We start from the raw sequence: 11,958 nt of genomic DNA, 5'->3' as shown, positions 1-11,958 counted from the left end.
CGGGCAGGGGGCGCGCGGGAGATCCGTCACACACCGTCCAGGGGCGCACCCGTGTTGTGATGTACCTGGTCAACCCACTAATGTCACAGCGCCTTGGTGTACGGGAAACCGGTGCGGTACCGGTGCGGCCCTCGCCACTGTGATCGGGAAGTCCGGCTCCATCCCTCCGGGGAAGCCACTGGACCGCCGTGGGAGACCACGGTGGTGTGGGAAGGCGGAGCCGCGGCGGCATGACCCGTCAGCCAGGAGACCGGCCAAGGTGCGTTGTCCATCCACGAGGTGCTGGAGAGGGTCTCCCAACCATGCATATAGCCGAGGGGTATCTGCCCCCTGTGCACGCGGCCGCCTGGGGCGTCGCGTCCGCTCCCTTCGTCGTCCACGGCGTTCGCGCGCTGACCCGCGAGGTCAAGGCCAACCCCGAGTCCACCCTGCTGCTCGGCGCGTCCGGCGCGTTCACCTTCGTCCTGTCGGCCCTCAAGATCCCGTCGGTCACGGGCAGTTGTTCGCACCCGACCGGCACGGGCCTGGGCGCGATCCTGTTCCGTCCGCCGGTGATGGCGGTCCTTGGCACGATCACCCTGCTGTTCCAGGCGCTGCTGCTCGCGCACGGCGGGCTCACGACGCTCGGCGCCAACGTCTTCTCGATGGCGATCGTCGGGCCGTGGGCCGGATTCGGTACGTACTGGCTGCTGCGCCGGTTCGACGTGCCGCTCATGGTGAGCGTGTTCTTCGGCGCGTTCGTCGCCGACCTGTCGACGTACTGCGTCACCAGCGTCCAGCTCGCGCTGGCCTTCCCCGACCCGGGCAGCGGTGTGGTCGGCGCGCTGGCCAAGTTCGGTTCCATCTTCGCGGTCACGCAGTTGCCGCTCGCCGTCAGCGAGGGTCTGCTGACCGTCCTCGTGATGCGGCTGCTCACGCAGTCCAGCAAGGCCGACCTGACCCGGCTCGGGGTGCTGCTCCCGTCCCGCAAGAAGAACGAGAAGGCGGAGGCGAGCGCCTGATGAGCCGGAACGCGAAGATCAACTCCCTGCTCCTGCTCGTCGTCGCGGCCCTTGCGGTGCTGCCGCTGGTCCTGGGCCTCGGCGACCACAAGGAGGAGCCGTTCGCCGGCGCGGACGGCGAGGCGGAGGCGGCGATCACGGAGATCGCTCCCGACTACGAGCCGTGGTTCAGCCCGCTCTACGAGCCTCCGTCCGGCGAGATCGAGTCGGCGCTCTTCTCCCTTCAGGCCGCGCTCGGCGCGGGCGTGCTGGCGTACTACTTCGGTGTGCACCGGGGCCGCAAGCAGGGGGAGGCGCGCGCCGAGGCGAAGGCGCTGCGGTCGGCGTCGTCCGGCGACGACGTCTAGCCGCCGGTGCTGCCGATCGACGCGGCGGCGCACAGCAGTCGCTGGCGCCGCCGTCATCCGTGCGAGAAGGCCGCGCTCGGCTTCGGTCTCACGCTGTGCGCGGTCTGTCTGCCGCCGTGGCCGGGTGCCGTCCTGGTCGCGGCGGCCACCCTGGCCGTCCTGCTCGGTCCGGCGGGCGTGCCGGGGCGTCAGCTGTGGCGCGCGTTCCGCATCCCGCTGGGCTTCTGTGTGACGGGCGCGATCCCGCTCCTCTTCGAGGTGGGCGGGGCGCGGGGTCTCGTCGTGCTCGCGCAGGACGGCCCCGTCCACGCCGGTGAGCTGCTGCTGCGGACCTCGTCGGCGTCCCTGGGCGTGCTGCTGTTCGCCTTCACCACGCCCGTGTCGGACGTGCTGCCCCGGCTCGTGCGGGCGGGGGTGCCGGCGCCGGTGGTGGATGTGGCGCTCGTGATGTACCGGATCAGCTTCCTCCTGCTGGACACGATGTCCAAGATCCGGCAGGCGCAGGCCGCCCGGCTGGGGCTGACGACCCGCGCGGCGACCTGGCGTTCGCTCGCCGGGCTCGGCGCGACCTCGTTCGTCCGCGCCTTCGACCGGGCCCAGCGGCTGCAGTCCGGGCTCGCCGGGCGGGGCTACGACGGGACGCTGCGCGTCCTGGTGCCCGAGGCGGCGGTCTCGGGCCGGTTCCTCGCCTCGACGGCCGGCCTGCTCACCGGACTCGTCGTCCTCACTCTCGTCCTGGAAAGGTCACTGCCGTGAGTCCCGCACCCCCTGTCGTGGAACTGGTGAAAGCCACGTTCGCCTACGAGGACGGGCCGCTGATCCTCGACGGTGTCGACTTCGCCGTGCCGGAGGGCCGGGCGCTCGCGCTGCTCGGCCGCAACGGCGGCGGCAAGACGACGTTGCTGCGGCTGCTCAGCGGTGGCCTGCGCTGCGGCGGCGGCGCGCTCCGGCTGGACGGTGCGGAGGTGTCGTACGACCGGAAGGGGCTGACGCGGCTGCGGACGACGGTGCAGCTCGTGGTCCAGGACCCGGACGACCAGCTCTTCGCCGCGTCGGTCGGGCAGGACGTGTCGTTCGGCCCGATGAACCTGGGGCTTCCGGAGGAGGAGGTACGGCTCCGGGTGCGCGAGGCGCTGGAGGCGCTGGACATCGTCGCGCTGGAGGACCGGCCGACGCATCTGCTGTCGTACGGGCAGCGGAAGCGGGCCGCGATCGCGGGCGCCGTCGCGATGCGCCCCCGGGTCCTGATCATGGACGAGCCGACCGCGGGGCTCGATCCGCACGGGCAGGAACGGCTCCTGGAGGTGCTCGGCCGGCTGCGAGACGCGGGCACGACGGTGGTGATGGCGACGCACGACGTCGACCTGGCCCTGCGCTGGGCGGACGAGGCCGCCGTCCTCACTCCGGAGGGCCTGCGGACCGGGCCGATCGAGGAGCTGCTCGCCGACGACGCCCTGCTCGACGCGGCGCGGCTGCGGCGGCCTTGGGGCATGGCGGTCACCCGTCTCCTCCGGTCCCATGGGCTGCTCGCCCCGGACGCGCCCGGTCCGCGTACGGCGGAGGAGCTCGCCGTGTGGGCGGAGACGGCGGTTACCGAGTAGTAGTACAGATCACTCGACCAGCCTTCTGCAACTAGTTGCATAACGGGGTCGGGGTCACTTAGAACAGGGGGGACGATCCTGCGCGAGGAGGCGCCCCCATGAACCCGACCCCGGCCGCGACCCCGTACCCGCACCTGTTGAGCCCGCTCGACCTCGGGTTCACCACCCTGCCCAACCGGGTGCTCATGGGTTCCATGCACGTCGGTCTCGAAGAGACCGAGAACGGGTTCGCGCGCATGGCCGCCTTCTACGCCGAGCGCGCCCGCGGCGGTGTCGGGCTCATCGTGACCGGCGGCATCGCCCCGAACGAGGCGGGCCGCCCGTGGGACGGCGGGGCCAAGCTGACCACCGAGGAGGAGGTCGCCGAGCACCGGCAGATCACTGACGCCGTGCACGCCGAGGGCGGGCGGATCGCCATGCAGATCCTTCACTTCGGCCGGTACGCCTACCACCCCGGGCTCGTCGCCCCGAGCGCGATCCAGGCGCCGATCAGCCCCTTCGTACCGAACGAGCTGACCGACGCCGAGGTCGAGCGGACGGTGGAGGACTACGCCCGCTGCGCCGAGCTCGCCAAGGAGGCCGGGTACGACGGCGTCGAGGTCATGGGCTCCGAGGGCTACCTCATCAACGAGTTCATCGCGGCCGCCACCAACCACCGCACCGACCGCTGGGGCGGCAGCTACGCCAACCGCGTGCGCTTCCCGCTGGAGATCGTCCGCCGGATCCGCGAGCAGGTCGGCGAGGACTTCATCGTCATCTACCGCCTCTCCATGCTGGACCTGGTGCCCGGCGGCTCCACGCTGGAGGAGGTCGTCTCCCTCGCGAAGGAGATCGAGGCCGCCGGCGCGACCATCATCAACACGGGCATCGGCTGGCACGAGGCCCGCATCCCGACCATCGCGACCTCCGTCCCGCGCGGCGCGTACACCTGGGTCACCCAGAAGCTGATGGGCTCGGTGAGCATCCCGCTCGTCACCAGCAACCGCATCAACACCCCCGAGGTCGCCGAGCGGATCCTCGCCGAGGGCCGCGCCGACATCGTCTCCATGGCCCGCCCCTTCCTGGCCGACCCCGACTTCGTCGCCAAGGCCGCCGCGGACCGCGCCGACACCATCAACACCTGCATCGGCTGCAACCAGGCCTGCCTCGACCACACCTTCAGCCTGAAGATCACCTCCTGTCTGGTGAACCCGCGCGCCTGCCACGAGACCGAACTGGTCCTCTCCCCCACCCGGCTCGCCAAGCGGATCGCCGTCGTCGGCGCGGGCCCGGCCGGTCTCGCCTTCTCCGTCTCCGCCGCCGAACGCGGCCACGCGGTCACCCTGTTCGACGCGGCCGACGAGATCGGCGGGCAGCTCAACATCGCCAAGCGCGTCCCCGGCAAGGAGGAGTTCGACGAGACGCTCCGCTACTACCGCGTCCAGCTGGACGCGCGCGGCGTCGAGGTCCGGCTGAACACCCCGGTCGAGGCCGGCGACCTGGAGGGGTACGACGAGATCGTCGTCGCCACCGGCGTCACGCCGCGCACCCCGGAGATCGAGGGCGTCGACCACCCGAGCGTCGTCAGCTACCTCGACGTCCTGCGCGACGGCGCGCCCGTCGGCGAGCGCGTCGCGATCCTCGGCGCGGGCGGCATCGGCTTCGACGTCGCCGAGTACCTGACGGACGGCGGCGAGGGCGCGAGCCAGGACCCCGAGACGTACTTCAAGCAGTGGGGCGTCGACACCTCGTACGAGGGCCGGGGCGGGCTGCGGGCCCCGGAGCGGCCCCGGCCGCCGCGCCAGGTCCACCTGCTGCAGCGCAAGACCTCCAAGGTCGGCGCCGGTCTCGGCAAGACCACCGGGTGGATCCACCGCGCGGAGATGAAGCACCGGGGCGTCACGATGGTCGCGGGCGTGGCGTACGAGCGGATCGACGACGAGGGCCTGCACCTCACCGTCGACGGCGAGTCACGGATCGTGCCGGTCGACACCGTCGTCCTGTGCACCGGCCAGGAGCCGCGCCGCGGTCTGTACGAGGAGCTGCTCGCCGCGGGCCGCACGGCGCACCTCATCGGCGGCGCGGACGTGGCCGCCGAACTGGACGCCAAGCGCGCGATCGACCAGGGCACGCGGCTCGCCGCCACCCTGTGATCGCGTCGGCGGGCCGAATCTAGGATGCGGGCATGTCCCTCCCGCACGCGATCCTCACGGCGCTGCTCGAGAAACCGTCCTCGGGCCTCGAACTGACGCGCCGCTTCGACCGGTCGATCGGCTACTTCTGGTCGGCGACGCACCAGCAGATCTATCGCGAGCTGGGCAAGCTGGAGCAGGCGGGGCACATCAGGGCCCTGCCCGCTCCGGTGCCGGCGCGTGGCCAGAAGAAGGAGTACGAGGTGCTGCCCGCGGGCCGCACCGAGCTGGCCGACTGGGTCGCCCGGACCGAGGACCCCAAGCCGCTCCGCTCCGCCCTCCTGCTCCGGATGCGCGCGGCGGCGGTGGTCGGGGCGCCGGGCATGCGCGCGGAGCTGCGCCGCCATCTCGATCTGCACCGGAAGCAGTGGGAGGAGTACCTGGCGATCGAGGCACGGGACTTCCCGGCCGCCCGCAGGGAGACCGAACCCGACCGGCTGCGCCACCTCGTCCTGCGGGGCGGGATCGACCTGGAGCGCTTCTGGGTGGAGTGGCTGACCCACGCGCTCGCCGAGCTGGAGGACTGAGCGCGTCACGGCGTCCGGGGACGCCCTTCCGCGGAGGCCTTGCGCCAGGCCGCGTCGCGCAGCAGGCGCAGGCCGTTGAGGCCCACCAGGACCGTGGAGCCCTCGTGTCCGGCCACACCGAGCGGGAGCGGCAGGTGGCCGACCAGGTCCCAGACGACCAGGGCGGCGATGCAGGTGCCCGCGATCACCAGGTTCTGCACGACCAGGCGGCGGGCGCGGCGGGAGAGGGCCACGACGGCGGGAACGGCGGCCAGTTCGTCGCGTACGACCACGGCGTCCGCGGTCTCCAGGGCCAGGTCGGAGCCGGCCCGGCCCATGGCGATGCCGCTGTGCGCGGCGGCCAGGGCGGGGGCGTCGTTGACGCCGTCGCCCACCACCAGGACCCGCGCGCCGGTCCGCTCCCACTCCCGTACCACCGCGACCTTGTCCTCGGGCAGGAGCCCGGAGCGCACGTCGGTGATGCCGGTCCGCTCGGCGATCCTGGCCGCCGCGCCCGCGTTGTCGCCGGTGAGCAGGGTGGGCGTGACGCCGGTGAGGCGGGTCAGCGCGGCCACCGCCTCGGGGGCGCCGTCACGGAGCCGGTCGGCGAGGGCGAGGACGGCGACGCGGGTGCCGTCGACGAGGACCTCGACGGCCGTGTCGGCGTGTTCGCCCGGCGCGCGGCGCACCCGTACCTCCCGCCCCTCGACCGTCGCCCGTACGCCCTCGCCCGGGATCGAGGCGAAGTCGCTCGCTTCGGGAACGCGCAGCCCACGCGCGCGTGCGGCGGCCACCACGGCGCGGGCCAGCGGGTGTTCGCTGGGCAGTTCGGCCGCGGCGGCGAGGGCGAGCGCCCGCTCGTCGCCCTCGACGCCGGTGACGCGTGGCGCGCCCTCGGTCAGGGTGCCGGTCTTGTCCAGCGCGACCCGGTCGACCGCGCCCAGGCGTTCCATGACCACGGCCGACTTGACGAGGACGCCGTGCCGGCCGGCGGTCGCGATGGCGGAGAGCAGCGGTGGCATGGTGGCGAGGACGACCGCGCAGGGCGAGGCGACGATCATGAAGGTCATGGCGCGCAGCAGGGTGGGGGTCAGGTCGGCGCCGAGGGCGAGCGGGATCACGAAGAGCGCGAGGGTGGCGACGACGACGCCGACGGAGTAGCGCTGTTCGATCTTCTCGACGAAGAGCTGCGTGGGCGCCTTGGTGGCGCTGGCCTCCTCGACGAGGGCGACGATCCGGGCGACGACGGAGTCGGCCGCGTCCTTGTCGACCCGTACCCGCAGCGCGCCCGTGCCGTTGAGGGTGGAGGCGAAGACCTCGTCGCCCGGCGCCTTGGGGGCGGGCAGCGGCTCGCCGGTGATGCCGGCCTGGTCGACGTCGCTCGCTCCGTCGAGCACGGTGCCGTCGGCGGGCAGCCGCTCCCCCGGTCGTACGAGGACGGTGTCCCCGACCCGCAGGTCGGCGACGTCCACCGGCTCCTCCCTCCCGGCGCCCGTGAGGCGGACGGCCCGGGCGGGTGCGAGGTCGAGGAGTCCGCGCACGGAGTCGGCGGTGCGGCGGGTGGCCAGCGCCTCCAGGGCGCCGGAGACGGCGAAGATGACGATGAGCAGACCACCGTCGAGGTACTGGCCGATCGCCGCGGCGCCGAGGGCGGCGACGACCATGAGCAGGTCGACGTCGAGGGTCTTCTCCCGCAGCGCGGCGAGGCCCTCCCGGCCGGGTTCCCAGCCGCCGGCGGCGTAGCAGACCGCGTAGAGCGGGCCCCAGGCCCAGGCAGGGGCTCCGGCCAGGTCGAGGGGCAGGGCGAGCAGGAAGGCGAGGGCGGACAGCGCCGCCCAGCGGACCTCCGGCAGGGCCCACGCGCGCGTGCGCCGGGGGGACGGCCCGGCCTTGTCGGGGGACGCGGCGGTCCGCGCGTCGAGCACCGGGGAAGCCATGGGCGGGCACCTCTTCGATCGTGGGGCGGGGCGGATGACGGGGGTGGCCGGCGGGCGGCCGACCCGACCACCATAGCGGAATACATGAAGAGGTCTTCATTCATCAGTTTCACATCCGCGGCGATTCCCCGACCGCGACTACGATGAGCCCATGGGACACGGAGCGAACGGCGGGACGACCCCGGCAACCCACCTGGACGCGGAGTCCGCGGCCACGATCGCCGCCACCCTCCAGGCGCTCGCGACACCCTCTCGGCTGATGATCCTCACCCGACTGCGGCAGGGCCCCTGCGGAGTCACCGAACTGGCCTCGGCCATCGAGATGGAACAGTCCGCCGTCTCCCACCAGTTGCGCCTGCTGCGGGCGCTGGGCCTGGTGACCGGGGTGCGGCAGGGCCGCCGGATCGAGTACAGCCTCTACGACAACCACGTCGCCCAACTCCTCGACGAGGCCGTGTACCACATCGAGCACCTCCGGCTCGGCGCACGCGACGTGCCCCGGGAGACGGTGGATACTGGATCGCCGTAGACCGGACTTCGTTGAAAGGGCGGGGATGACCGACGAGTTGGGGCACCGCGAGACACGACACGCGGTGGTCATCGGGGGCAGTCTCGCGGGCCTGCTGGCGGCGCGCGTACTCAGCGAACACGCGGAACGGGTCACGGTCGTCGAGCGCGACCGCTTCCCGGAAGGACCCGAAGCGCGGCCTGGCGTCCCCCAGTCGCGCCACGTGCACGTGCTGCTCGACTCGGGGCAGGAGGCGCTCGACGCGCTGCTGCCCGGCTTCATGGGCGAACTGAGCGAGCTCGGCGCACCGCGGGTGGGCATGCCCGCGGACATGGTGCAGTGGCAGAACGGACGCTGGTTCAGCCGTCTTCCGTCCACGACCCACCTCTACACCGGGCCGCGCGCCCAGCTCGAGTGGCTAGTGCGCCGCCGGGTCCTCGCCGATCCGCGGATCGAGCTCGTCGAGGGCACGGAGACCGTCGGCCTCCTCGGTGACGCCTCGCGCGTGCGGGGCGTGCGGCTGCGTGAGCGCGGCGCGGGCAAGGAGCGCGAGAGCCGCCCCCTGGAGGCGGACCTGGTGGTCGACGCCTCGGGGCGTGGCACACACGCCCCTGACTGGCTCGCGTCGATCGGCGCGGAGGCGCCGCACGAGGAGACGATCGACACCGGTCTCGGCTACGCGACCCGGATGTACCGGGGGCCGGCCGACCCCGGCATGGACGCCGTGGGCTTCAACATCGTCCCCAACCCCGAGCAGGTGTACGGCGGTGTGGCGCTGCCCGTCGGGGACGGACTCCACCTGGTCACCTTCTCGGGGCTGCGCGACGACCTGCCGCCCACCGACGAGGAGGGCTTCGAGGCGTTCGCGGCCAAGCTCCCGCACCCCGTCCTGAGCGAGTGGATCGCGAAGGCGACACCCGAGTCGCCGGTGCACGGATTCCGGCAGACGGCCAACGTCCGCCGCCGGTACGACCGTCCGGGCCGCAGGCCGGCCGGCTTCCTCGCCGTCGGCGACGCGCTCTGCGCGTTCAACCCCATCTACGGACAGGGCATGGCCGTGGCCGCGATGAGCGCGGTGACCCTGCGGCGGGTGCTCGCCGACCCGAAGCGGACCCCGACCACGCGGACCGTGCAGAAGGCGCTGCTCGACGCCTCCAAGCAGGCCTGGGACATCGCGGCAGGGGCGGACCGCAAGATGCCGGGCGCGACGGGGAACGACCTCGCCGCGCGGGCGGTGGACCGGCCGGTGGGCTGGTATCTGCGCCGGCTCCAGGAGCGGTACGGAGGGGACCCGGTCGTGGGCGCCGCGTTCCGCTCGGTGCTGACCCTCAAGGTGCCGATGACCGCCCTCTTCGCCCCTGCGGTCGCCCGACAGGTGCTCTTCGGCCCGGTGCCGAAGACCCCGGCCGAGCCGCCGATGCGGCGCGAGGCGCAGGGGCTGCGCGAGGCGTAGGGCGGCGCGAGACGTAGCCGCGGCTCGGCGGCGCCGGGGCGGGTGTCAGACGCCCGGCGCCGCGGTGATCACGCCCGCGGCGATCCCCGCGCCCAGGGCCGCGTAGTCGTCGGCGTTCTGGTCCGTGTAGCGCATCGCGAAGTCGGCGACGGCCTGGTCGAAGACACCCGACGAACCGAGGTAGGCGGCGATGGCGATGCGGTCGCCCGAGCGGGCGTGCGCGCGGGCCAGGGCGCGGCCGCAGAGGCCCGCGTACGCGCGGAGCATCGCGGGCGACATGGCCTCCACCTCGGCCGAGCCCTTCATGTCACGCAGCTGCCGCCAGTAGAAGTGACGCTTCTCCGGGCCGGTCATCCAGCCGAGGAAGATGTCGCTCGCGGCCTGGGTCAGTCGCTGGCCCCGGACGACCCGCTGCCCCTGGTGCCGGTACACGGTCGGCGGCAGGTACTCCTCCAGTACCGACGGGCCCGCCTCCTTGATCTGGAGGATCAGCGGGTCGCCGTCGTCCCTGCCCTGGAGCAGCAGGATGAAGCAGCGGGTGCCGACACTGCCGACGCCCACGACCTTCCGGGCCGCGTCCACGTAGTGGAAGCGGTCCAGGAGGAGCCGGCGCTCCTCGGAGAGCGAGCTGCGGTAGTCGCTGAAGACCTTGCCGAGGGTCACCCGGTCGAGGTCCGCGGCCCGTTCCAGGAGCGGGGGGTCGTCGACGATCTGCCGGACCCCCTGTTCGTCGAGGGCCGTGAGCTTGCCCAGCGCCTGCAGGCTCGTGCGGCGGCGGGCCTTGGCGAGGCGGTTCTCGAACGTGGCACGCCGGTTCCGGCGGACCAGCGGGGCCAGGTCGTCGGCGTCGATCCGCTCGTACCAGACGGCGAGCTCGCCGAGGCTCGCGAGGCGGCGCATGGCCTCGCGGTACGCCTCCCCCACTACGACGGCCGCCTGGCGGGCCTTGGCCTTGCTGGTGCCGTTCTGCAGGGCGGCGACGGCCACACTGGCGGCCAGCCGCTTGACGTCCCACTCGAAGGGTCCCGGCAGGGTCTCGTCGAAGTCGTTCACGTCGAAGAGGAGCGCCCGTTCGGGTGAGGCGTAGACGCCGAAATTGAGCAGATGGGCGTCGCCGCAGAGCTGGACGGTGAGTCCGGTGTGCCGTTGCGGGGCGAGGTCGGCGGCCATGACGGCGGCCGCGCCGCGCAGGAACGCGAACGGCGAGACGGCCATCCTGCCGTACCGGATCGGGATCAGTTCGGGCACCCGGTCGACGGACTGCCGCTCCAGGATGCGCAGGGGGTCCTGGCGCTGCGAGGGGGGTATCCAGCGGCCGTGTGAGGAGCGCGGCACTCTCTTGCGCGCCGCCTTCCCCGCCTCGGCCCGCTCCGCCGGTGTCGTCATCCGGCCTCACCCGCCTCTTCCGCAGCCATGTCCGGTTGAGACTCATTACAAGGTCAGACGGCGCGGTCCGCACTCCGGGGCGATCCGGCTTTCGGCCACTCCCTTTCGCCGCCCCTTCCTTAATGGTTTAGACCAATGATAGGAATTGATCACCCCTGCGGACCAGACTGTCACGCTGAGCAAAGAGAGGGGTTCGCACCATGACCGAAGCCGCACCCGTACCGGAACCCGAGCACCCGGCGGCGGTCCCGCTCTACCTGAAGGTCGCCGCGGCACTGCGGGACGACCTCGCCGACCGGCGGATCGCGCCGGGCAGCCGGCTCCCGTCCGAGCGCTCGCTCGCCCACCGCTACCACGTCAACCGGCAGACCGTCCGCAGCGCGCTCCAACTCCTGCGCGAGGAACGGCTCGTCGTCACCGACCGGCGCGGCACGTTCGCCGCGGGCACCGGACGCGAGCCGGGCGAACCGGCTCTGACGGTACGCCGGCAACTCTTCCCCGGCGGCACGGAGGCCGCCGACGCCCTCGTGCGCACCTCGCTCACCTGGGAGGCGCCGCCGGCCGGACTGACGACGCGACTCGGGCTCGTACCCGGCGAGCCGACCCTCGTCCACCGGCACGTCGTCCTCTCCCCCGGCGGGACGCCGATGCAACGGTCGGTCTCCTGGTTCTCGCGGGCCGCGCTGATCGAGATCCCGCAGCTCGCCAAGTACCGGCGCACCAGGGGCTCCGTGCTCCACCCGGACATGCGCCTGCTCTACCACTGGATGCACCAGGCCGGACTACGGCTCACCCGACGGGAGTCGATCGGCGTGCCGCCGGGCCGGGCGACGGGAGTCGGAGGCGGGGCGCCCCGGCTGGCCGTCCACCGGGTGGTGTGCGACCAGCACGGGCACGCGCTGGAGATCACGGACATCGACTGCGCGGCCCAGGGGGTCTCCTGGACCTACGAGTTCAGCGGCTGACGACGGAGGATCGGATCCAATATCCTGGATCACGGATCACGGATCACGGATCACGGATATTGGATCTTGGATCCGATATCCGA

Annotated in this window: 11 protein-coding genes and 1 riboswitch; of the genes, 9 read left to right on the top strand and 2 right to left on the bottom strand. The window is 72.7% G+C overall.

Translation table 11 applies throughout. The features are described 5' to 3' along the window. The first annotated feature begins 49 nt into the window (after positions 1–49). A riboswitch (cobalamin riboswitch) is annotated at positions 50–274 on the top strand. A gap of 28 nt (positions 275–302) precedes the next feature. The 6 genes from AB0E14_RS17125 (at position 303) to AB0E14_RS17100 (ending at position 5,647) form a co-directional block, all read left to right on the top strand. Next, positions 303–1,001 (top strand): energy-coupling factor ABC transporter permease, encoded by a 699-nt coding sequence (locus tag AB0E14_RS17125; RefSeq protein ID WP_362417827.1) that lies wholly within the window; start codon positions 303–305, stop codon positions 999–1,001. Next, a complete protein-coding gene (locus AB0E14_RS17120) occupies positions 1,001–1,348 on the top strand; it encodes an energy-coupling factor ABC transporter substrate-binding protein (protein WP_362417824.1) in 348 nt (115 codons plus the stop codon). Before AB0E14_RS17125 ends, AB0E14_RS17120 begins: the two co-directional genes overlap by 1 nt. Before the next feature lie 6 nt (positions 1,349–1,354). Continuing rightward, positions 1,355–2,104, top strand: coding sequence for a cobalt ECF transporter T component CbiQ (gene cbiQ, locus AB0E14_RS17115; RefSeq protein ID WP_362417821.1), 750 nt, complete (start codon positions 1,355–1,357; stop codon positions 2,102–2,104). Then, on the top strand, positions 2,101–2,949 hold the full coding sequence (locus tag AB0E14_RS17110; RefSeq protein ID WP_362417818.1) for an ATP-binding cassette domain-containing protein: 849 nt from the start codon (positions 2,101–2,103) through the stop codon (positions 2,947–2,949). The genes cbiQ and AB0E14_RS17110 overlap by 4 nt, the downstream gene beginning before the upstream one ends. 98 nt (positions 2,950–3,047) lie before the next feature. Continuing rightward, positions 3,048–5,081 (top strand): NADPH-dependent 2,4-dienoyl-CoA reductase, encoded by a 2,034-nt coding sequence (locus tag AB0E14_RS17105; RefSeq protein ID WP_362417815.1) that lies wholly within the window; start codon positions 3,048–3,050, stop codon positions 5,079–5,081. A 32-nt stretch (positions 5,082–5,113) separates the two neighbouring features. Continuing rightward, positions 5,114–5,647 (top strand): PadR family transcriptional regulator, encoded by a 534-nt coding sequence (locus tag AB0E14_RS17100; protein ID WP_362417812.1) that lies wholly within the window; start codon positions 5,114–5,116, stop codon positions 5,645–5,647. Between the two features lie 5 nt (positions 5,648–5,652). On the opposite strand, the gene AB0E14_RS17095 is transcribed toward AB0E14_RS17100, so the two are convergent. Beyond that, positions 5,653–7,563, bottom strand: coding sequence for a heavy metal translocating P-type ATPase (locus AB0E14_RS17095; RefSeq protein WP_362417809.1), 1,911 nt, complete (start codon positions 7,561–7,563; stop codon positions 5,653–5,655). A gap of 151 nt (positions 7,564–7,714) precedes the next feature. Here AB0E14_RS17095 and AB0E14_RS17090 point away from each other — a divergent pair, with 151 nt between their 5' ends. Continuing rightward, complete coding sequence (locus tag AB0E14_RS17090; protein WP_362417806.1) at positions 7,715–8,092, top strand: metalloregulator ArsR/SmtB family transcription factor; 378 nt, start codon at positions 7,715–7,717, stop codon at positions 8,090–8,092. 25 nt (positions 8,093–8,117) lie between these two features. Then, a complete protein-coding gene (locus AB0E14_RS17085; protein WP_362417803.1) occupies positions 8,118–9,524 on the top strand; it encodes an FAD-dependent monooxygenase in 1,407 nt (468 codons plus the stop codon). 45 nt (positions 9,525–9,569) lie between these two features. Here AB0E14_RS17085 and AB0E14_RS17080 read toward each other — a convergent pair whose 3' ends face one another. Next, positions 9,570–10,910 carry a DUF2252 domain-containing protein gene (locus AB0E14_RS17080; protein ID WP_362417799.1) on the bottom strand — a complete coding sequence of 447 codons (1,341 nt, stop codon included), beginning with the start codon at positions 10,908–10,910 and terminating at the stop codon, positions 9,570–9,572. A 200-nt stretch (positions 10,911–11,110) separates the two neighbouring features. Between AB0E14_RS17080 and AB0E14_RS17075 the strand changes: the two genes are divergently transcribed. Continuing rightward, positions 11,111–11,875, top strand: a complete 765-nt coding sequence (locus AB0E14_RS17075) for a GntR family transcriptional regulator (RefSeq protein ID WP_362417796.1) — start codon at positions 11,111–11,113, stop codon at positions 11,873–11,875. Positions 11,876–11,958 lie beyond the last annotated feature (83 nt).

It is taken from the genome of Streptomyces sp. NPDC047981 (genome assembly GCF_040653315.1).
Lineage (GTDB): Bacteria > Actinomycetota > Actinomycetes > Streptomycetales > Streptomycetaceae > Streptomyces.
The sequence above is the reverse complement of the archived record's forward strand: the minus strand, read 5'-3'. Positions and strand labels throughout refer to the sequence as shown.